Annotated in this window: 16 protein-coding genes and 1 tRNA gene; 11 read left to right on the forward strand and 6 right to left on the reverse strand. The window is 58.7% G+C overall.

What is annotated here, in order from left to right; all coding sequences use genetic code 11:
* Window positions 1-182: 182 nt before the first annotated feature.
* The 4 genes from HNQ50_RS08065 to HNQ50_RS08080 all read left to right on the forward strand — a co-directional run bounded on the left by HNQ50_RS08065 (window position 183) and on the right by HNQ50_RS08080 (window position 6378).
* Complete coding sequence (locus HNQ50_RS08065; protein WP_184099411.1) at window positions 183-1463, forward strand: extracellular solute-binding protein; 1281 nt, start codon at window positions 183-185, stop codon at window positions 1461-1463.
* Window positions 1464-1952: 489 nt separating this feature from the next.
* Window positions 1953-2879, forward strand: a complete 927-nt coding sequence (locus tag HNQ50_RS08070) for a carbohydrate ABC transporter permease (RefSeq protein WP_184099413.1) — start codon at window positions 1953-1955, stop codon at window positions 2877-2879.
* Between the two features lies 1 nt (window position 2880).
* Complete coding sequence (locus HNQ50_RS08075; protein ID WP_184099415.1) at window positions 2881-3732, forward strand: carbohydrate ABC transporter permease; 852 nt, start codon at window positions 2881-2883, stop codon at window positions 3730-3732.
* A gap of 261 nt (window positions 3733-3993) precedes the next feature.
* Window positions 3994-6378: a beta-glucosidase family protein gene (locus HNQ50_RS08080; protein ID WP_184099417.1), complete on the forward strand. Its 2385-nt coding sequence runs from the start codon at window positions 3994-3996 to the stop codon at window positions 6376-6378.
* A gap of 64 nt (window positions 6379-6442) precedes the next feature.
* Here HNQ50_RS08080 and HNQ50_RS08085 read toward each other — a convergent pair whose 3' ends face one another.
* A complete protein-coding gene (locus HNQ50_RS08085; RefSeq protein ID WP_184099419.1) occupies window positions 6443-7459 on the reverse strand; it encodes a sensor domain-containing diguanylate cyclase in 1017 nt (338 codons plus the stop codon).
* 260 nt (window positions 7460-7719) lie between these two features.
* Here HNQ50_RS08085 and HNQ50_RS08090 point away from each other — a divergent pair, with 260 nt between their 5' ends.
* Both HNQ50_RS08090 and HNQ50_RS08095 read left to right on the forward strand, forming a co-directional pair.
* Window positions 7720-9600, forward strand: coding sequence for a methyl-accepting chemotaxis protein (locus HNQ50_RS08090; protein WP_184099421.1), 1881 nt, complete (start codon window positions 7720-7722; stop codon window positions 9598-9600).
* 13 nt (window positions 9601-9613) lie between these two features.
* Window positions 9614-9838 carry a DUF1653 domain-containing protein gene (locus HNQ50_RS08095; RefSeq protein WP_184099423.1) on the forward strand — a complete coding sequence of 75 codons (225 nt, stop codon included), beginning with the start codon at window positions 9614-9616 and terminating at the stop codon, window positions 9836-9838.
* 65 nt (window positions 9839-9903) lie between these two features.
* On the opposite strand, the gene HNQ50_RS08100 is transcribed toward HNQ50_RS08095, so the two are convergent.
* Window positions 9904-10536 carry an NADPH-dependent FMN reductase gene (locus tag HNQ50_RS08100; RefSeq protein WP_184099425.1) on the reverse strand — a complete coding sequence of 211 codons (633 nt, stop codon included), beginning with the start codon at window positions 10534-10536 and terminating at the stop codon, window positions 9904-9906.
* 320 nt (window positions 10537-10856) lie between these two features.
* On the opposite strand from HNQ50_RS08100, the gene HNQ50_RS08105 reads away from it, so the two are divergent.
* Window positions 10857-10942 (forward strand) — tRNA-Leu (locus HNQ50_RS08105).
* 528 nt (window positions 10943-11470) lie between these two features.
* A complete protein-coding gene (locus tag HNQ50_RS08110; protein ID WP_281386156.1) occupies window positions 11471-12202 on the forward strand; it encodes a DUF6371 domain-containing protein in 732 nt (243 codons plus the stop codon).
* Window positions 12203-12310: 108 nt separating this feature from the next.
* On the opposite strand, the gene HNQ50_RS08115 is transcribed toward HNQ50_RS08110, so the two are convergent.
* Genes HNQ50_RS08115 through fdnG form a run of 4 tightly spaced genes read right to left on the reverse strand, consistent with a single transcriptional unit; the run spans window position 12311 to window position 17674 of the window.
* A complete protein-coding gene (locus tag HNQ50_RS08115) occupies window positions 12311-13126 on the reverse strand; it encodes a formate dehydrogenase accessory protein FdhE (RefSeq protein WP_184099429.1) in 816 nt (271 codons plus the stop codon).
* Window positions 13123-13746, reverse strand: coding sequence for a formate dehydrogenase subunit gamma (locus tag HNQ50_RS08120; protein WP_184099430.1), 624 nt, complete (start codon window positions 13744-13746; stop codon window positions 13123-13125). The genes HNQ50_RS08115 and HNQ50_RS08120 overlap by 4 nt, the downstream gene beginning before the upstream one ends.
* Window positions 13743-14615 (reverse strand): formate dehydrogenase subunit beta, encoded by an 873-nt coding sequence (gene fdxH, locus HNQ50_RS08125; RefSeq protein ID WP_184099432.1) that lies wholly within the window; start codon window positions 14613-14615, stop codon window positions 13743-13745. Before fdxH ends, HNQ50_RS08120 begins: the two co-directional genes overlap by 4 nt.
* Before the next feature lie 5 nt (window positions 14616-14620).
* Complete coding sequence (fdnG, locus tag HNQ50_RS08130; RefSeq protein ID WP_184099434.1) at window positions 14621-17674, reverse strand: formate dehydrogenase-N subunit alpha; 3054 nt, start codon at window positions 17672-17674, stop codon at window positions 14621-14623.
* Window positions 17675-18297: 623 nt separating this feature from the next.
* Between fdnG and HNQ50_RS08135 the strand changes: the two genes are divergently transcribed.
* The 3 genes from HNQ50_RS08135 to HNQ50_RS08140 are packed head-to-tail and all read left to right on the forward strand — an operon-like array spanning window position 18298 to window position 20826.
* The gene (locus HNQ50_RS08135; protein ID WP_221303079.1) at window positions 18298-19629 is read left to right on the forward strand and encodes a malate synthase; all 1332 of its coding nucleotides are present in this window, start codon (window positions 18298-18300) and stop codon (window positions 19627-19629) included.
* Window positions 19593-19919, forward strand: coding sequence for a hypothetical protein (locus tag HNQ50_RS22315; RefSeq protein ID WP_221303080.1), 327 nt, complete (start codon window positions 19593-19595; stop codon window positions 19917-19919). The genes HNQ50_RS08135 and HNQ50_RS22315 overlap by 37 nt, the downstream gene beginning before the upstream one ends.
* The gene (locus tag HNQ50_RS08140) at window positions 19912-20826 is read left to right on the forward strand and encodes an acyl-CoA thioesterase family protein (protein WP_184099436.1); all 915 of its coding nucleotides are present in this window, start codon (window positions 19912-19914) and stop codon (window positions 20824-20826) included. Before HNQ50_RS22315 ends, HNQ50_RS08140 begins: the two co-directional genes overlap by 8 nt.
* Window positions 20827-20836: the final 10 nt, after the last annotated feature.

Genomic DNA, 20836 nt, shown 5'->3' on the forward strand with positions numbered 1-20836 from the left:
ATACTTTAAGTTCAACATATTGATAGAAACATGAACGCAGCAAACCGGTTTTCATAACCTGCCGTTCATCCGTACCACAACGTTACGGCGTAGTTCTTGAATTGACGCTACATAACGTTAAACCATAACGTTGCCTCCGCCTCAAGCGACTCTGCCCACCCACCGCTTTACCGGAGGAAAAAATGTCCAAAGCCAGAACCGGTACGCTGTCCGCGCTGCTCTGTATTGCCACCCTGGCGATCACCGCCAGTGCCAGCGCAGCCGATCAGGTCATCACCGAATGGGACCTGCAAACCAATACGGCCGCCGCCAAACTGCTCAATGATGCCGGCGCGCGTTTTGAAGCCGCCAACCCCGGCTTCAAGGCGGAGCAATCCCACATTCTGAACGATGCCTATAAGACCAAATTGAAGATTGCCTTTGGCGCAGGCCAGCCCCCTTGTGTCTTCGCCACCTGGGGTGGCGGGCCACTGCGGGAGTACGTGAAGTCTGGCCAGGTGGTCGACCTGACTCCGTATCTGACCAAAGACGCGGCCTTTCGGGATCGTTTCATCCCCACCGGGTTTTCTTCCGCCACCATTGATCACAAGGTCTATGGCGTGCCGTCCGAGAACACCACCGCCGCCGTGGTGTTTTACAACAAGGAACTCTTTGCCAGATACAAACTGCAACCGCCGCAGACCTGGGACGAGTTGATGAATGTGGTGAAGGTGTTCAAAGCCAATGGCATTGCGCCGTTTGCGCTGGCCAACAAGAACAAGTGGCCTGGCTCCATGTATTACATGTACCTCGTGGATCGCATTGGCGGCGCGGATACCTTCCGCAATGCGGTCGAGCGCAAACCCGGCGGCAGCTTTACCGCCCAACCGTTTATTGCGGCAGGCGAGCGCATTCAGGAACTGGTCAAAGCCGGCGCCTTTGCCCCTGGCTACAACGGGCTGGATTACGACATTGGCGCATCCCGTCGGCTGATGTACTCCGGCAAGGCCGCGATGGAGTTGATGGGGAGCTGGGAGCTTTCCACCATCCAGAACGAAAACCCCGGTTTTGTCAGCAAGGTGGGGTTCTTTGCCTTCCCGTCCGTGACTGGCGGCAAGGGTGATCCGAAAGACGTGATCGGCACCGTGGGCGACAACTTCATGAGCATCTCGACCGCCTGCAAGAACCCGGACGCCGCCTTCAAGCTGATCAAGGCCATGACCGACGACGCCTCCGCCCAGGCCCGCCTGGCGGACAAGCGACTGATTCCGCTCAAAGGGCTGGCCGTATCTGACCCATACCTCAAGCAGATTCAGGCGCTGGTGACACAAGCACCAAGCATTCAGCTTTGGTACGACCAGGAACTGCCGCCGAAGATGGGCGAATTGCACAAGGACACGCTGCAAGCGCTGTTTGGACTGTCCATGACGCCGCAAGAGGCCGCGCAGCAAATGGAAAATGCGGCGAAGACGGAGTTGAAGTGACGTGTTGCCGGCGCGCTGTGTGGTTAAAGCCATGCAGCGCGCCGGAATAAACAGATGAAGTTGGGGGTTGTGGTTGTGGTTGGGGTTGCTTTTGACGTGCCTCCCCTCCGGCAGCGCCGAGCATCGCAGCAAGGCGCGGGGTTTCGGCGTAAGGGTGTTTGAGCCCGCAGGGCGAGTTCCCTGAAGCCAGCCGCGCCTTGCGAGAAGCGCAGGGAACCCGCAGGGCGCTGTCGCAGGGGTCGCCTTTCTTTGGTTCCTTTCTTTGGCGAGGCAAAGAAAGGGACGTGCTCCGGGCACCCCCGGTATGTAACCACTGCGCCGTCAGGCGCTAACAGCAGTTCAAGGTTTTGCAGCAGCCCACGGATCAACATTGCAGCTGGATTCCGGCGCAAGGCCGGAATGACGAGTCAGTGGAAAGGCCAACTCATCATCTTTGCAGACGAACATATTTGCAAAAAGCACGCCCACCGCACCACCCGAGAAACGCCAATGACAAGCTACACCGAAGCTCAAGTCTTACCATTAGCCCGCCCGGCACGGGCATGGCCGACCTGGCTCGTCCCCACGTTCTTCCTCGCCCCAGCCGTCCTCATGCTGGTGATCTTCTTGCTGTACCCGCTGCTCTCCAGTTTTCAGCTATCGCTCCTGAACTGGAACGGCCTGGGTACACAGGGCAAGTTTGTCGGGCTGGATAACTGGCTGTATCTGCTGCAGGACCACATCTTCTGGCTGTCACTGCGCAATAACAGCCTGCTGGCGGTGTTTTCCGTCGTCATCCAGTTACCTATCGCTCTGGCTCTGGCGGTCTTACTCGATAAAGCCGGCGGTTATTCGCGCGTGCTCAAGATCGTCTATTTTCTACCGCTACTCATGTCCAGCGTGGCGCTGGGCGTGCTGGCCAAGAACCTGTACGACCCCAACTTCGGGCCCATCAACCTGATTCTGCAGGCACTGCATCTGGATGCGTTTGCGCATGACTGGCTGGGTGATACGCACTATGCGCTGGGCTCCATCATTGCGGTGGTGTGCTGGCAGAACATTCCGTTTTACATGGTGCTGTTCATGGCCGGGCTGGCGTCATTTCCGGACGAATTGCAAGAGGCGGCTCTGCTGGATGGCGCCAGCGAATGGACCATCTTCTGGCACATCAAACTGCCGCATCTGTACGGCACGCTGCGTACCGGGGCACTGCTGGCGATCATTGGCTCGCTGCGCTATTTCGATCTGATCTTTGTCATGTCCGGCGGCGGGCCGGAGCACTCATCCGAACTGATGGCGACCTATATGTATCACACGGTGTTTGACTCGTTCCAGCTGGGTTATGGCAGCACCATTGCCTCGGCCATGTTCATTGTCGTGACGCTGGTGGCCAGCCTGGCGCTGCGTCTGACCCGCCGTTTTGAGCCAGAGGTCTGACATGCTCACGACTCCGGTTTTGCCGCACCGTGGTTTTACCCCCTCCAGAATCGTGGTGCCCGCGCTGGGCCTGTTCTGGCTGGGGGTGACGCTGCTGCCCTTCCTGTTCATGGTCATGACCAGTTTCAAAACCCAGGAAGACAGTTTTGCCACCGCCATCTGGGCGCTGCCCTCGCACCTGGACCTGATCAATTACCAAGCCGTATTGCAGGGGGACTTTCTGATCTACCTGCGCAACAGCCTGTTTGTGATTGGCGTGTCGATTACGCTGATTTTGCTGTTTGGCGCCATGGCCGCCTACGCCCTCGCCCGCTTGCGCTTCAGGTTCAACCAGCCGCTGTTCGGGCTGATTGTGGCCGGCATGATCGTGCCGCTGCATGTCACGCTGGTGCCGGTGTACCTGATGACGCGCAACGCCGGTTTGTACGACACCATGTTCGCCCTGATTGGCCCCTATGTCGCCATGAGCCTGCCGGTCTCCATCTTCATCCTGACCGGTTTCATGAAACAGATCCCGCGAGAACTGGAAGAAGCCGCGCAACTGGATGGCTGCGGCCCCATTGCCATTTTTGCCCGCATCTTTTTGCCCCTGTGCGGGCCGGGGCTTTCCACGGTGGCCATCTACAACGGCATCAATTTGTGGAATGAATTCATCTTTGCCTATGTGCTGACCTCCACCCCCAACCACCGCACCCTGCCGCTGGCCGTGTGGGATTTTCAAAGCCAGTTTGCCTCCAACATCCCCGGCATGATGGCCGTGGTCACGCTGACGGCCTTGCCCTTGATTGCGGCGTATGCGTTCGGGCAGGAGAAGATTGTGAAAGGGATGATGGCCGGGGCGTTGAAGGGGTAGTGCGTGAGGGGTGAGGAGTGCCAGATGATGCGCACCACATCCCCAAGCACACCACCACTTCGTCATTCCGGTCCTCGGCGGCCCCCTTGCGCCGGAATCCAGCTGTGATGCTGGTCAGAAAACCAATGGTTAGCGCCTTCGGCGCAGTGGTTAGAACTGGATTCCCGCCTGCGCGGGAATGACGATGCATATGAGAAATCACGCCATATGGCTTTAGCCATCGGCTCAAAACCAGGCCCCCAAGCGGCCACAGGAAACAACATGACTGCCATTTATAAAGACCCGTCCCAACCCGTCGCCGCCCGCGTCGCAGACCTGCTGGCTCGCATGACACTGGACGAAAAAATCGCCCAGATGCACGCCTTCTGGCTCATTCTTGCCCAGGACGGCAAACATACTGTCCGCGCTGACAGCTTTACCGGGGCCAGCGACCAGGCATCGCTGCAAAAGCGTTTGCAACTGGGCCTGGGGCAGATCACCCGACCGTTGGGCAGCCACAAGGTCGATGCATTGTCTGGCGTGCGGGCCTTCAACGCGCTGCAAAAAACCATGATGCAAGACACGCGGCTGGGTATTCCGGTGATGTCGCATGAGGAATGCCTGGTCGGCCTGATGACCAGCGGCGCAACACTGTTCCCCTCTGCGCTAGCGTTTGGCGCCACCTGGAACCCGGTGCTGATCGAACAAATGGCCGCCGCCATCGGGGACGAAGCGCGCAGCATTGGCTGCCATCAAGGTCTGGCGCCCGTCCTGGATGTCTCGCGCGATGTACGCTGGGGCCGCACAGAAGAGACCTTTGGCGAAGACCCGTATCTGGTCGGTGTGATGGCCACCCGTTACGTGCGTGGCTTGCAAGGCGAAAAACGTGATCTGCTGGCCACACTCAAACACTACGTTGGCCACTCCTTCTCTGAGGGCGCGCGCAATCATGCGCCAGTTCATCTGGGCTGGCGTGAACTCAACGATATTTTCCTGTTGCCGTTTGAAATGGCCGTCAAACAGGCCAACGCCGGCTCCGTCATGCCGGCGTATCACGATATCGACAACGAGCCCTGCCACGCCTCGCGCCATTTGCTCACCGAGGTGCTGCGAGACCAGTGGGGGTTTGATGGCCTGGTGGTGGCCGATTACGTGGGCGTGAGTTTGCTGTATCAGCATCACGGCGTCGCCGCTGACCCGGCCGAGGCTGCGGCACTCTCGTTCAACGCCGGGCTGGATGTGGAACTGCCCGGCGACGACTGCGCTACCCGCCTCTCCCAGGCACGCCAGCGCGGCCTGATCACCGAGGCCCGCATTGATGAGATTGTGAGCCGCGTGCTGACCGAGAAATTTCGCCTTGGCCTGTTTGAGAACCCTTACGTGGATGAAAACGCCATCCGCCTGCGCACGCCGCGCGCGCTGAGTCTGGCGCGGGAAGTCGCCCGCCAGTCTGTGGTGATTCTGGAAAACAACGGCACGTTGCCATTAAACCCGGCTGCGCAACCCAAGCTTGCCGTGATCGGCCCCACGGCAGACGACAGCCTCGCCCTGCTGGGCGGTTATAGCTTCCCCGTACACCTGATCCTGAGCAAAGACCAGCAAGCACAGGCGGAGCCCAACGTCATCACACCGCTGGCCGGCTTGCGCCAGCTCTTTGGTGCCCAGAACGTCAGTTATGCCCAAGGTTGCGCCATTCTGGAAGAGCGCAAATATGGCTCGCCAGTCTTTCCGGGCGATGTCGCCAACAGCACGGCACTGGCGCATGAATCCCCCGTCAGCCAGAACACCAGCCACATCCGCGCCGCAGTGAGCGCCGCACAACAGGCCGACATCGCCATCGTCTGCGTGGGCGATCTGGCCGGCTTGTTCCAGACCGGCACCGTGGGAGAAGGCTCGGATGCCGACTCGCTCAATCTGCCCGGTGTACAGCAGCAACTACTGCAAGCCATCGTCGATACCGGCAAACCCGTGATCGTGGTGCTGACCGGCGGCCGGCCCTACAACCTGCAAGGACTGGAACAACGCGTCGCAGCCATGGTCATGGCGTTTACCGGCGGAGAGCAAGCCGGCATTGCGCTGGCCGAGGTACTGGCCGGCGTGGTCGAACCCAGCGGCCGCATGACGATCTCCGTCCCGAAAAATGTCGGTGCCGTGCCGTATTACTACAACCACAAACTGAAAAGCGCCGGTACACCCATCGCCTTTCACTTTGGCAGCGCCTACCCGTTTGGCTTTGGCCAGAGCTACACCACGTTTGCCTACGACAACCTGGCCGTGGCGGCCAGGCAGATTGACATCAACACCGGCGACATCGTCCTCACCTTTGACATTACCAACACGGGGCCACGCGCTGGTGTTGAAATCCCGCAAATCTACGTGCGAGACAAACTGGCCTCCGCCGTGCGCCCGGTCAAAGAGTTGAAAGCCTTTGGCCGGTTTGAACTGGCCGCCGGTGAACGCAAAACGGTAGAAGTGCGCATTCCCGCAGATATGCTCAACTTCACCGGCAGCACCGGCCAGCGCATTGTGGAACCCGGTGAGTTTGATCTCCAGATTGGCGCATCCAGCAGCGATATCCGCCTCTCCACGGAGATCACGCTAACCGGCCAGACCCGCACGCTGGAACGCCATTGGCGGATGGAAAGCGTGTGCCAGGCGGCGGTTTAAGCCGCCCACAAAAAAGCCACCCGAAGGTGGCTTTTTTGTGGGTCTGGCCGGCCCGTCAGCACGCCTAACGCACATTGGCCATATTCTTGCGCCGATGCTTGATGGCGTACATCTCGCCATCGGCCAGGCGCAAGGCCTGATCTACCGAGACGGAACCATCCACGGCGACAAAGCCGACGCTGGCGCCGGGGTAATCCACTGTTCTGCCGCCAATGCCGAACACACCACTGGCGGCACTGGAAAAACGCTCGGTCATGGCAATGGTGGCAATGTGGGCATCACCCCGGTTAGCGGGGCCGGGGCCCACCACTACAAACTCATCTCCCCCCAGCCGCCCGACCATATCTGTACCGCGCGCCGCGCCACTGAGGCGGATGGCGACTTCACGCAGCAAATAATCGCCCCCTTCGTGGCCGTGTTCGTCGTTAATGCCTTTGAACCCATCCAGATCAACCAGCCCGACCAGCACCGTGGTTTGTTCGCGACGGGCAGCGGCCAGCAAGCGGGATAATTCATCGCTGATGGCACGACGGTTGGGGATGCCGGTCAGCGGATCGGTCAGCGCAAAGAGCGCCAGGCGTTGGTTGGCGCTTTGAAGTTGTTCCAGCAAGTTTTCCCGCTCCATATGTTGGGCAATCAGTTTGGAGAACAGATTGATGGCACTGCGGGCACGGTCTGACAGTGGTAACTGCCGCTTGCTGGCGGCGCACAGGGTACCCACCAGTTCGCCACTGCCGCTGCGAATGGGCGCGCTGACATAGGTTTTGATGCCCAGCGCTTTGGCGGCGACCGAATCAGGCCATTGCCCTGGCACGTCGTCTGTATACTGGCGGCCTTCTTCAAAAGACCGTTTGCACAAGGTGTCCGACCAGGGCACGGTCATGTTCTCCCCGATATTGAGTGCGCCCACGTTCATGGCAAATTCAACCAGTTGTGTCGCCGCTTGCATGTCAATGCGAGTGACGTAGGTGGACTCGTAGTCGGTGAGGTTGTGCAGCATTTCCAGCAAGGGCCTGGCCAGTTCTTCCAGGCTACGGGCCGATGAGACGGATTCAGTCAGGCGGATCAGAGCGCTTTCCATTGTTCTCCCCATGTCAGTGTTATAAAGCGCGACGATTCATTCTAGAAGCCATGCGCTATCCGGCAAGGCGGGTTTCAGGCCAGGTCTTGCCGCCGGGTCTGGGCTATATCCGCCGTTTGTCGGTATGACAGCAAATCTTGCGCATTCAGATCATGTGCGGGCTAATTTGTCATCAAACCTTACGGAATATCCCAATAACATATGGGCGTCGAATCGGGTTTAATGCCCGGTTGCCCGTCGTCCTTAAAGCATTGGTTCTTATGTCACTCAAATCCCGATTACTTGTCTTTGTGGCCCTGCTGGTGGCCGTGGTTATTGCTGTGCTCTCTTGCGTGGCTTATTTGCGCATGAAGTCAGAAATCATCACCGGCACCCGTAACGAAATTCATACCGCCGTCCACGGCAACAGCGCTGCCCTGGCGCGCTGGGTAACCCAGCACCGCAATGCGGTGACGGCAGTCGCCGCGCAAGTGCCCGGCGTGACAGACCCCGTGCCGTTCTTGCTGGTGGGCAAGCAAGCGGGCGAGTTTGACCAGTTGTTTGCCGGTTACGCTGACAAGCGCATGATCTACAACCTGGCCGACAAACACCCGCCCGCCGGCTACGACCCCACTGGCCGCACCTGGTACAAAAAAGCGGCCGAAGCCAATGGCCCCATTGTTTCTGATCCCTATGTATTTGCCTCTACCGGCAAACTGGGCGTGACCTTTGCCGCCCCGATTACCCAAGCCGGCGCACTGACCGGCGTGATCGGCGGCGACGTGGCGCTGGAAGATGTCATCAAGGTGGTCACCGGCATTGAACTGCGCGGTGATGGTTACGCGTTCCTGGCCACGCACGATGGCAAGATCGTGGCGCACCCCAGCCCGGATAGCACGCTCAAAGCCGTGTCTGACATCATGCCCGGCCTGACCCCTGACGCCCTGGATAACGCCGAGAAACAGAACGATCTGGTGGAGATTTCCATTGGCGGCACCGACAAATATGTGACGGCCACCGCCGTACCCGGCACCAGTTGGGTACTGGCCACGGTCAGCGACAAAGCCGCCATGCTGGCACCGCTCAACGGTTTGTTGATCACCTTGCTGGTCTCTGGCGCTGTGGTTGGGGTACTGGCGGTAATGCTGGCTGCGGCCGCACTGACCAGCATGCTGGCCGGCTTGATTCGCCTGCGTGATGCACTGGCCGAAATTGCCACCGGCCATGCCGACCTGACCCGCACTATTCCGGTGGGTCGCCGCGATGAAATCGGCCTGACCGCCGAAGCCTTCAACCGCTTTGTCTCGCGGCTGCGGACCTTGTTTGTGGACGTGCGCGACAACGCGGTGCACCTCACCAGCGGAGTGCGTGATCTGCATGATGTGACCCAGCGCCTTTCCAATGAATCGCAACGTCAGGCCGATATCTCTAGCGCCACAGCCGCGACCATTGAACAAATCACCGTCAGCATCAACCACATTGCCGATGGCGCCCGCCAAAGCGAAACCACTGCCAGCGAAACCGGCGGGGTGTCTTTGCAATCGGCGCATGATGTGCAGCAACTGTCTAACGAGATCGACGGTATTTCCCGCTCGGTGGATGCCCTGGCCGATACGCTGGAAGCCTTGGGCGTGCGCTCCGGCCAGATCACCCACATTGTCGATGTGATCAAGGAAATTGCCGACCAGACCAACCTGCTGGCTCTGAACGCCGCGATTGAAGCAGCCCGCGCGGGCGAAGCGGGGCGCGGCTTTAGCGTGGTAGCCGATGAAGTGCGCAAGCTGGCAGAACGCACCGCCAAGGCCACGGTGGAAATCGGCGGCCTGATTGGCGAAACCGATAACCAGATCCAGGCCGCGCTGGGCGATATGTCCAGCACCCGCCAGTCGGTCAGCGCCGGGGTGGATAAATCTCACGCCGTGGCGGATCGCATTGGCGGCATCCACAGCCGCATGGAAAACGTGGTTTCCAGCATCCGCGAAATTGCCGATGCGACCCGTGAACAATCGGTAGCCACCAACGAAATGGCCAAGGCCGCAGAACAGCTCAACCGCTTGTCCAACGAAACCGACGCCGTGGTGCAGCACGCCTCTGGCACGGTTGGTCAGTTGAACGATCGGGCTCGCGCTTTGCATGGTCTGGTGGAACAATTCCAGCTTTGATCCGGAACCGACCATGACCGAAACCGAAGCCCTGCAACTGGCCACCCACCGCCATTACAAAGGCGGCCTGTACCGCGTGGTGGGTCTGGCGCGTCATTCAGAAACACTGGAATCCATGACGGTGTATGAGCACCTGTGGCCGCACGAACAAGGCCTGTGGGTGCGCCCTACCGACATGTTCAACGGCAAACTGGACGATGGCCGGGATCGCTTTGCCGTACTAAAGCCGACTGCCTGAATCTCTGTTGTTCACACAAAAAACCGCCACAATGTGGCGGTTTTTTAATATGCGCACATGCCGGATTACCCCGGCGCACCTGGCCCGTGCTCCCGCACGACCTTGATCCGCGCCAGCAGCATATCCAGCCTGAGCCGCAGCGCATCACGCGTCGGCGCATCAGTAATCTGCGGCCCCGCACCCAGTTTGCGCCCCACGCTACCCACGCAAACCGGGCCATCGCCCACCAGATCACCCGTCATCACCTTCAGCGTGCCGTACACGTGCCCAGCCGCCTTGTCCGCTCCGCTTTCCGATGAAGACGCGCCCAGCAACACAATGGGTTTGTGGACCAACTCGCCACTACCCACCACCCAATCGAGCGCATTCTTGAACGCCCCCGGCACGCCATGGGCATATTCGGGTGTCGAGAACACAACGCCATCCACCGCTTGCAAGGCCGCCTGCCAGCGCACGACACGCTCTGGAGTGCCCTGCGCCTCCACGTCCGGGCTGAACAGCGGCAAATCACCCAGTCCGGCATAGATCGACAGACTCGCCTCATCGGGTAACAACCGGGACAGCGCCCGCAACAACGCAGTATTGAACGACTGTTGCCGCAAACTGCCCGACACACCCAAAAGCTTGATTGACGCCATCACAAACCAGCCCGGCAAAGAGGAAGGGGAAGAACAGAGCGCGGACACAAACCAGGCCAAGCCTGAACGCCCGCGCCGGCTGAGTATAACCACAAAACCACGTCCGCCCGGCTAGCCAAAATCAGGCGAACGGGCGCTGTGAGATTACCCTCAAGCCTGCTACAATGCGCCCCTCTGCCCTGCCCGGGTGGTGAAATTGGTAAACACAGCGGACTTAAAATTCTTGACATTTACGCAATAGTCTTCATTTATTTCTTTTAAATTCAATCGTCTACGATAGAATCGGCAAAGATAGAAATTTATTTTTTCCGCAAATTTTCCACCAGTTTTAAATGTCGCTAGTGAAGCGACAGCTTTTTTAGAAATTTAGTAAGTAAACTGCCCCGGTGGTGAAACAGGTAGACACAAGAGACTTAAAATCTCTCGGCCACGTGCCATGCCGGTTCGATTCCGGCCCGGGGCACCATCAGATGACCTTCCCCTTGTGATGCGAGTATCACAAACTCTCCCGCAAAGCACCGAATTCGCCGGGGTGAGCTTCAACACTTGTGCGATCCGTTCCAGCAGGTCCCCCCCATAGTTGCCAAAACCGGCCATCGGTTGCTAATGTGGCACCGCAAACGGAAACAAGCAGCCTCGCTCATAGTCCTTAACAGCTAAAAAATACTCCCATGACACCTCTTGTCGCCGCACAAGCAGCCGGGACCTCGACCGTTCGCAATCTGGGTGAGCCGCTGAAATTTAAAGACGTTCAGCCTCTAGCCGGATTTACGGCTAAAATCGAATCGCGTGTGACACCGAGATGCTCGGCAATCTGGTCTACGGAAACCCAAGGCTCAGCAGTCACAGTGGCGCCTAGGGGTAGGGGTTCGGATGGCATAAAGTCGGTTTAAATCGCAAAGACAGCAATTTACCAGCTTGTCCATTGGAAAACGAGCCTTCCAAGCCAAGGGCGATTGCGACCCTCATTCGCGCCTAGTTCACTGCACCCCATATGCCGGTTGCGGGTAGGGAGCACCTAGGCACTGGAGGAATCGGGACATACCACCATGGATTTAACAGAGATACTGTCCAGAATCGCAGTCGTAAGGCAGCGTCTTCAGTTACTCGGACTCAAACCGAATCGATTCAGATTACCCCTCCGTCGGAGGCACTGGCCGACGCGGCGAAGTGGATTCATTTCGGGAAACTTGGTTCTCCGAGTAGGCGCTTTACCTATCATGATAGGGAAGGCAACGAAACTGGATATATGCTCCGTTTTGATCTAGCTGAGCAGGGCAAAACAATCCGGCCGCTCACCTATCGTCGAGATTCATCTGGTCATCATTCTTGGCAGTTAAAAGGTTTCGCTCAGCCTCATCCTTTGTACAACCTGCATCTACTGACTCAGAGACCTGAGGTCCCAGTCTTGTTGGTAGAAGGCGAAAAATCTGCAGACGCTGCGGTGAGACTGTTCCCAGAGCATGTCGTGACCACATGCATGCATGGTGCGAAGTCAGTAAATAAAGCTGACCTCACGCCTTTGATCGGTCGCGACATTGTCATCTGGCGTGACCATGACGAGCCCGGCCATGAATACGCCCGGCAAATTATCGAAGGACTGATTAAGCTCGGCCACCTGCCCCGCCCGGATGGCAGCCCGCCGTTCAGATGCAATACGGTGTTTCTGTTGCCGGAACCGCCGGTACAGCGTCAATCCAGCGATTCCCGCCAAAAGCACGATTAATCTGGATGTCGTCATCCCGCACCGTGAAAGTCTAGCGCCAGCATTCGCCCGGACACCCTGCCGTTCATGACACGCTCAGCGGCAGGCGTCGTATAGAGGCCTGTGCGATCAAAATGCCCCTGGAAAGAGCAGCAAATTGGGCGAAATGCGTTCAAAACCCTGCTCACTCAACGCGGCATCCAGCTCTAGCGTGGCCAGGTCGTCGGCCATCAAGTCGTGTTGCGCATCCTGATCCAGTTGTTTAAGCCAGCCATGGCAATCACCGCAGGTCTCCGCGACCATCCTGGCGCCTTCCTGCAATGACCACAGCCCCATGTCCCGCCCGCTATTACATTCAACACACTGGGCGCGGATGTGGTGCCATTCGCTTTCGCACAACGCGCAGTGCAGGTAGCGCCGCTGATCATGCAATATGGCGCCAACTGGCAAAAAACCGCAGACCGGGCAATGCGCCTGCGTGTGATTCGTCAACGCTGGTGCGGTGCTGGCCTGTGCCCTGAGCAGGAAATCAACCTGCAATGCAGCAGCAACGAAGGGTGCGGCGCCACGATCCAGCTCATGCCATTGCAGAGTGAGAATTTGCTGCGCACAAGTCTGAACCTGGGCAGCACTCATTTGCTGCAGACGCATTACCGTGCTTTGCCAGGGCGTAACTGGATCAACCATCTGCTTCAGCAGCCCTTTCAGCACGGCAGGCCAGCGCCCCTGCAAGACCGCTTGCGGATCGTGGCAAGGCGCGCCGTTCTGCCAGATCAGACTTTGCTGCGCTTCAGGTAAAAACACCTCCGCCTGCACTTGCTGGGCCCGACATAGTGCGCTGCAAAAGTTCAGATAGCCTTCCAGTTCATGGCCCGACGCCAGTGTGTTCAAGCGGGTAGCCCGACGGCCGTAAGGCAGGGTTGCGGGCAAGATCAGGTCATTCATGATTGATCCGCCTTTTCGCTCACTTCGCGATACCACGCCGGGTGGTGTTTTCTGGCCCAGGCCGGGCTGACCTTGCCCTCGACCATGGCGGAGATGGTTCCCTTGACCCAGAACGCGGCATAAATGTGCACGATGATGCTGGCAATCAGGATCAATGCGGCCCAGGCATGGCAAAGCAATGCCACACGCACCAGCGGAATCGGGAAATAACCGGCAAACCAGGGGCGCCACATGATGACACCAGTCATCAGCATGACCAGCAAACAGAGCGTCATGACCCAGAACATACCTTTCTGGCCGCCGTTGTATTTGCCGGTATCGCCCACCTCATCGCCAACCAGGGCCTGGCGCACCGCCAGCATCCAGCGGATATCTTCATGATTCACCAGGTTGTGACGCCAGTACCGCAAGAATTGCCGGGCAAAGCCTGCCACCATCAATACCCCCACAAACGGGTGCAAGATGCGTGCCAGTTGTGGTGTCCCGAAAATACCGGTAAGCCAGAAAAACGCCGGGTAGAACAGGGCCAGGCCGGAGATGGCCAGCAAGATGAAACAGATAGCGACCACCCAGTGGTTGATCCGTTCAGCAGCGTTATAGCGGGTAATCAAGCGGCTCATTCGTCAGCCTCCTCGTGCTCTTCAGCCCGGTTGGGGCCCACGGTGATGTAGTGGAAAAAGCCAAACAGGCCCGCAGCGGCAATACCCACCGTGGACAGAGGTTTGAGTAACCCTTTCCACAATGCCACCACCGGGCTTATCTGCGGTTCATGCGGCAAGTTGCTGTAAAGCCGGGGCTGGTCGGCGTGATGCAACACATACATCACATGCGTACCCCCCACACCTTGCGGATCGTACAAACCTGCGTTGGCATAACCGCGCTGTTTCAGCCCCGCCACCCGTTTGGCGGCCAGATCACGCATTTCATCCTTGCTGCCAAAATGGATTGCACCGGTCGGGCAGGTTTTGGCACAGGCGGGCTCCTGGCCTACCGCAACGCGGTCAGAGCACAGCGTGCATTTGTAGGCCTTGCTGTCGACCGGATTCAGACGCGGTACGTTGAAGGGGCAGCCGGCAATGCAGTAGCCGCAACCAATGCAGTTTTCTTCCTGGAAATCCACGATGCCGTTGCTGTACTGGATAATGGCGCCAGGTGACGGGCAGGCTTTCAGACAACCCGGATCAGCGCAGTGCATACAGCCATCTTTGCGGATCAACCATTCCAGCTTGCCGTTTTCGGTGGTTTCGTTAAAGCGGATGACCGTCCAGGCCTGGGCAGACAGATCAGCCGGGTTGTCGTAGACCCCGACGTTATGACCCACCTCGGCCCGCAGGTCATTCCATTCCGAACAGGCGACCTGGCAAGCTTTGCAGCCTGTACAGGAGGCCACATCAATCAGCTTGGCCACTTCGGTCACGTTCTCGCGGACGAGAGGCGCAGGTGTCGGGCTGGCGGAACGGCGGCGGATATCGAGCGATTGCAATGCCATGATGATCAGGCCTTTTCCACGTTGACGAGAAAACTCTTGTATTCAGGGGTGAACGTATTGCTGTCCCCTACCGCCGGCGGCAGTGTGTTGGTCAGAAAGCCCGGCTGGGTCTGCCCTTCAAACCCCCAATGCAGCGGAATCCCGATCTGATGCAGCGTGCGCCCGCCTACTTGCAGCGCACTGATCCGTTTGGTCACTACGGCTTTGGCCCGGATAAACCCGCGCTGTGACGACACTTTGACCATATCTCCCTGCGCAATCCCTTTTTCATGGGCCAGCGATTCGCCAATTTCCACAAACTGTTCTGGCTGGGCAATGGCGTTCAGGCGGCTGTTCTTGGTCCAGAACAAAAAGTGCTCGGTCAAGCGGTAAGTGGTCCCCACATACGGGAAATGTTCGGCTGTGCCCAAGCGCGCTTTGTCCCCGGCAAACAATCGCACCGTCGGGCTGTGGCTCACTGCGGGGTGAAGCGGGTTGTTGGGCAGCGGTGATTCCATCGGCTCGTAATGCTCGGGGAAGGGGCCATCAACCAGTTTGTCGACGGCATACAGACGGCCTACACCCTCGGCATTCATGATAAACGGGCCCATCCTGGCCGACGGTGCGGCGTCTATCTTGTAATCAGGCACATCGGCACCCACCCATTTCTCACCATTCCAGTGGATAAGGGCGCGGTGCATATCCCAGGGTTTGCCCTGGGGATCGGCAGAAGCGCGGTTATAGAGAATGCGCCGGTTGGCAGGCCAGGCCCACGCCCAGCCGGGGGTATTGCCACAACCGCTGTCGGTGTTGTCACGTCGTGCCATCTGGTTACCGGCTTGCGTCCAGCTACCGGCAAAAATCCAGCAGGCGCTGCTGGTGCTGCCGTCGGCCTGTAAAGCCGCAAAACCCGGTAGTTGTTCGCCCTTGTGCGCCAGGAACTGCCCGGCATTAGCCGGGTCTGGCACGTCGGCCAGCGCCTTGCCATTCATTTCCTGTGCCAGTTCGGCGCTGGTCGGGTTTTCCGGGTTGGCATACGGCCATGCCAGGTTAAGCAGCGGCTCAGGCAGTTTGCCGCCTTCCTGGCGATACAACTCGCGCAACGTCAGGAACAGGCCGGCCATGATCTCCTGGTCAGAACGTGCTTCACCCGGCGCATCGGCGCCTTTCCAGTGCCACTGCAGCCAGCGGGCAGAGTTGACGATGGCGCCGTCTTCCTCTGCAAAACAGGTGGATGGCAACCGGAACACTTCGGTCTGGATATCCGCCGGTTTCACATCATTGTGTTCACCATGGTTTTGCCAGAAGGTAGAGGTCTCGGTGGCGAGCGGGTCGATCACGACCAGATATTTCAATCTGGCCAGCGCCTCGCTGGTTCTGGTCTTATCGGGGAACGCGGCAAGCGGGTTAAAGCCCTGGCAGATATAGCCGTTCATGGCCCCGCTGCGCATCAACTCAACGCTTTGCAGCACATCGTATGATTTATCCCATTTGGGCAGCCACTGATAACCCCACTCGTTATCTGCGCGGGCCGCATCGCCCCAGAACCATTTCATCAGGCTCACAAAAAACTTCGGGGTGTTCTGCCAGTAGTTCATCTGACCGGATTGCAGCGCAGCCGGTGTGTTGTTGTGCAGCCAGGTATTGAGGTCAACGTCTTTTTCAGTGGGCAGGGTCATGTAGCCGGGCAGGCTGGTAGAAAGCAGCCCCAGGTCTGACAAACCCTGAATATTGGAATGCCCCCGCAAGGCGTTCACGCCACCGCCGGCCATGCCAATGTTGCCCAGCAACAGCTGGATCATCGCCATGGTGCGAATAATCTGCACGCCGGTCGTGTGCTGGGTCCAGCCAAGCGCATACAACACGGTTGCCACACGATCCGGCTGCGCGGTGCTGCCCAGCAAGGCACACACCTGGAGAAATGCCGCTTTCGGGGTGCCACATAATTCTTCAACGCACTCTGGCGTGTAGCGTGCGTAATGCGTTTTCAGCAATTGCCATACACAGCGCGGATTCTGCAACGAGGGGTCGGTCGCCATCATGCCGCCCTCTTCGCGCTGATACTGCCAGGCCGCGCGATCATATTTGCGGGTCTGCGGGTTGTAGCCCGCAAATAGCCCTTCATCAAACCTGTACTGTGCACCGACGATGGCGCTGGCATTGGTGTAGGCCCGCACGTAATCCCAATGGATTTTATCGTTGGCGATCAGCCAGTTAATCACCCCACCCAGGAATACGATATCGCTACCGGTGCGGATGGGCGCATAGAGATCAGCCACAGCGGCGGTGCGGTTCAGGCGCGGATCAATCACCACCAGTTTTGCATTGCGTTCGTGACGGGCCTGCATGGCCCACTTGAAGCCAACCGGATGAGCCTCAGCCGCGTTGCCGCCCATCACCAGAATGACATCCGCATTCTTGATATCCACCCAGCTATTGGTCATGCCACCCCGCCCAAACGACGCCGCCAACGCGCTGACGGTGGGGGCATGGCAAACCCGGGCTTGCGCATCCACCGCCAGCATGCCCAGCGAACGGGTTACTTTCTGGGTCAGGATGCCGGATTCGTTGCTGGATGCTGACGCGGCCAGGAAACCGGTGGAAACCCAGCGATTCACGGTTACACCCTCAGCATTGGTGGTGACCAGGTTGGCGTCCCGGTCCGCCTTCATCAGTCGGGCAATCCGCTTGAAGGCGTCTTCCCACGAGATCGTCTGCCAGGCATCGCTCCCTGCTGCGCGGTATTGCGGCTGGGTTAGCCGGTTAGGGCTGTGGATAAAATCGACCAGTCCTGAACCTTTAGGGCATAAGGAACCACGGCTGACCGGATGATCCGGATCACCCTCAATGTGAAAGATGCGCGCTTTGGCATTGAGCGCGCCATCGCCCAGGCTGTACATCAAAAGGCCGCAACCTACGGAACAATAAGGGCAGGTATTACGCGTTTCCGTGGCGCGCAATAATTTGTACTGGCGCACATCCGCAAATGCCGTGGCAGGCGCCAACCCCAGCATGGCGATACTGGAAGTGGCCATGCTACTGGCACAGACTTTGAAAAACTGACGACGATTCATCTGCATGTGGGCTCCTGGCTGCGCCCACATGCGTAGGCGTGCGGGCGAAATGGCCGGAATTTAACCGGTTCAAATCAATCCGCTTATGCTAGGGGGACCGTCGCAGCTCGCCCATTTCGGAAATGCCTGGAAACTATTTTTTCCGGGCATTCCATGAGTCAAATCAAGTTATCACCGCACAGGCGATGATCCGCACTTGCGTTGGCTAACGACACATGCGTTTACCTTGTTCTGGTCAGCGATCGGAACAGAGGCCCCGCGAGGGCACCGGTCCCAATCCGGGCATGGATGGTGCATGCCCTGGGCGATGAGGTGCAGCCCGGTTTCCGGTTCACCAGGCCGTCAATCGGTTTTTTGACGCAGGCATTGCCGTCAGTCTGTTCCGGGTTTCACTACCTTGAAAACCGTTATAAACAAATAAAAATTTCGATTGCAAATGTCGCGCGGTGCTATCAAATAGTCCGTCTGCTTATTAAGCATGCGGCTTCTCCAAAAAATCTGACACGCTCCCAGCCGGACCAGGATTTACCCACTCCGATCCTGCCGGCGTATTCACCGAAAAAAAATTTACCGGGCGCCCTGGCGCCAGGCTGCCAGGGGAGTTTCTGAATTCTGGAGTGACCCCGGTCATGGCTAGCCATGCAAACTGCGCCCTTGAAAACCGCGTAACTGATCCGTTTGTAGATGTGTTGACCCCGGCAGCCCTGCAGTTCATTGCCGCATTACACCGGGAGTTTGCCCCCGCACGCCAGCAAGTGCTGCAGGGTCGCAAAGCAGCGGCAGAACTACGCTTGCAAGGCGACGGATTTGAATTTCCTGACGCGGGCATCAGCATCCGTGAAGATCTTGCCTGGCGTGTTCCTCCGGCCCCGCCCGACCTGCAAGACAGGCGTGTAGAAATCGCCAGCCCGGCAGACAACCGCAAGGTGGTCATCAACGCACTCAATGCAGGCGCTCAGGTCTGGATTGCTGACCTGGAAGATGCCATGTCGCCAACCTGGAATAACGCGATGAGCAGCCAGCGCAATCTGCGAGACGCCATCCATGGCACGCTGGCTTACGAGGATACCCAGGGCAAGCGCTATCAGGTGCAGGGCGACATCCCGGCCATTATGGTGCGGCCGCGCGGCTGGCATTTACCGGAAAAACACTTGCATGTGGATGGTCAAGAGACCAGCGCCAGCCTGGTTGATTTTGGCCTTTACATGTTCCACTGCGCAAAGGCGCAACTGGATCGCGGCAGCGGGCCGTATTTTTATCTGCCCAAGCTGGAAAGTCAGGCCGATGCCCGGTTGTGGCACAACATTTTCAATTTTGCGGAACACCAGTTGAGCCTGCCGCAAGGCAGCATCCGGGCCACGGTGATCATTGAACATATTGGTGCCGCCTTCCAGATGCAAGAGATCTTGCACGCGCTTGGTCCGCACGCCACCGGCCTGACGGCTGGGCGGTGGGATTATCTGTTCAGTATTGCCCGGGCGTTTCGATTACAAGCAGACCTTGTCCTGCCTGATCGTGCCGAACTGACCATGGATCGACCGTTCTTGCAGGCCTATACCCGCTTGCTGATCCAGACCTGTCATCAACGTGGTGCGCACGCTATTGGCGGGGTCGCCACACAAATACCGGACCGCCATGACGAAGCGGCACGCACCCGTGCCGTGACCGCGGTACGGCTGGATAAAGAACATGAGGCGCAGGAGGGTTTTGACGGGACCTGGGTCATCCACCCCGATCTGGTGCCGGTCTGTCACGCGGCCTGGGCACCGGTACTGGCGGACCGGCCCAACCAGATCAATCAATCCCCCGCCGCCATCACCATCCACGCAACTGATCTTTGGAACGGCCAGGCCATACCGGGCCATGTGACTGAGCCGGGGCTGCGTGCCAGTATTGCGGTGTCGGTGAGTATCTGGATGGCTGGTTGCGTGGCCACGGCTCGGTCAAATTGTTTGGATTGATGGAAGGCGTGGCGACGGTAGAGATTGTCCGCTCGCAAATCTGGCAGTGGTTGCATCACGGAACCCGCCTTGCCGATGGCCGCGCGATCACGCGGGAGCTGGTCCATACCCTGGTGATGGAAGAGATTGCAAAATACCGCGCCGAAATGCCGCAAACCACCACCGAGGAAGGTATCGCGCAGGCGGTTGCCCTGTTTGAAGAGGTCAGTCTGAGTGAGGACTTTCCGGACTTTCTGACGCTTCCCGGTTATGAGCGTCTTGATCTTGCAAGGTCATACGCGCATGACTGAGCATGTTCTGAACGCCGCCCCGGACGCTGCGCCGCTCGAACACGATCCGGCATCGCCGGTACGTCGGCAAACGCGCTTTACCCTGACTTGCAGCAGCGGCATGTTCACGCACTTGCAACTCAAGCCACGCGTGGCATTTTCGTTTGCGTTTATGGGCTGGTCGGCGTGGCTCAACGAGCATGCGGTCTCTCATGGCGCACTGATCCGTGAGCATGCCACCGGTTTTGTCCCCATCGGACTGACCATCGACTATCTGGCACCGCTCACGTTTTATGATTGCCCGTCATTGACGGTCTCGACCCAGGTACGGACCTGGAACCCCCGGCGATTTCACACCTTGCAAGAGGTCGATGTGCGGCTTGAAACGCCTCAGGGTGTGCCCGTGGCGCAGATCCACCTGCAAGAGGTCTGTGTCCGGATTGAGTCAGCAGACACCCTGGCCGCAACCGCTGGACGTCTGCCGCCCGCCCTGGCCGAACTCATGCTCGACACTCCGGACGATGTCCCCGGTCAGCCGGTGTTACTCAATCGCGGCCCGGCCCGCATGCCGGATCATGCCCAGGTCATCACCCAGTCCCGCCGTGACTTTGTGATCTACCGCCATGCCTGCGAAATGGCCGATCAGTGGTATTCCGAGCATGTGTGCGACTACGTGGGCGACAGTCGGGAAGCCATGGTGTTGCGACTGGTGTCTGACTATCCAGCGTTGCGACCTGGCCTGGCAAACCGGTTGGCGCGACTCAGTATCGGTCTGCGCCAACCCTTCATGCTGTTCGATACCGGGCAGATTCTGACCACCGCCTGGCGAGTGGATCACGAAATCCGTTTTGCCCACCAGTTACTCAACGCCCGCGGCCTGGCCGTGGGTGACGCGCTTGAAGTTTTTGTCGCCGCAGACGACACCTGATCCTGGGGAC

This window comes from Silvimonas terrae (assembly GCF_014202765.1).
Classification (GTDB): domain Bacteria; phylum Pseudomonadota; class Gammaproteobacteria; order Burkholderiales; family Chitinibacteraceae; genus Silvimonas; species Silvimonas terrae.

Bases quoted from the DNA above. Each gene is read 5' to 3' on its own strand.
- HNQ50_RS08065 (WP_184099411.1), top strand. From the start codon at position 183: ATGTCCAAAGCCAGAACCGGTACGCTGTCCGCGCTGCTCTGTATTGCC.
- HNQ50_RS08070 (WP_184099413.1), top strand. From the start codon at position 1,953: ATGACAAGCTACACCGAAGCTCAAGTCTTACCATTAGCCCGCCCGGCA.
- HNQ50_RS08075 (WP_184099415.1), top strand. From the start codon at position 2,881: ATGCTCACGACTCCGGTTTTGCCGCACCGTGGTTTTACCCCCTCCAGA.
- HNQ50_RS08080 (WP_184099417.1), top strand. From the start codon at position 3,994: ATGACTGCCATTTATAAAGACCCGTCCCAACCCGTCGCCGCCCGCGTC.
- HNQ50_RS08085 (WP_184099419.1), bottom strand. From the start codon at position 7,459: ATGGAAAGCGCTCTGATCCGCCTGACTGAATCCGTCTCATCGGCCCGT.
- HNQ50_RS08090 (WP_184099421.1), top strand. From the start codon at position 7,720: ATGTCACTCAAATCCCGATTACTTGTCTTTGTGGCCCTGCTGGTGGCC.
- HNQ50_RS08095 (WP_184099423.1), top strand. From the start codon at position 9,614: ATGACCGAAACCGAAGCCCTGCAACTGGCCACCCACCGCCATTACAAA.
- HNQ50_RS08110 (WP_281386156.1), top strand. From the start codon at position 11,471: ATGCCGGTTGCGGGTAGGGAGCACCTAGGCACTGGAGGAATCGGGACA.
- HNQ50_RS08115 (WP_184099429.1), bottom strand. From the start codon at position 13,126: ATGAATGACCTGATCTTGCCCGCAACCCTGCCTTACGGCCGTCGGGCT.
- HNQ50_RS08120 (WP_184099430.1), bottom strand. From the start codon at position 13,746: ATGAGCCGCTTGATTACCCGCTATAACGCTGCTGAACGGATCAACCAC.
- fdxH (WP_184099432.1), bottom strand. From the start codon at position 14,615: ATGGCATTGCAATCGCTCGATATCCGCCGCCGTTCCGCCAGCCCGACA.
- fdnG (WP_184099434.1), bottom strand. From the start codon at position 17,674: ATGCAGATGAATCGTCGTCAGTTTTTCAAAGTCTGTGCCAGTAGCATG.
- HNQ50_RS08135 (WP_221303079.1), top strand. From the start codon at position 18,298: ATGGCTAGCCATGCAAACTGCGCCCTTGAAAACCGCGTAACTGATCCG.
- HNQ50_RS08140 (WP_184099436.1), top strand. From the start codon at position 19,912: ATGACTGAGCATGTTCTGAACGCCGCCCCGGACGCTGCGCCGCTCGAA.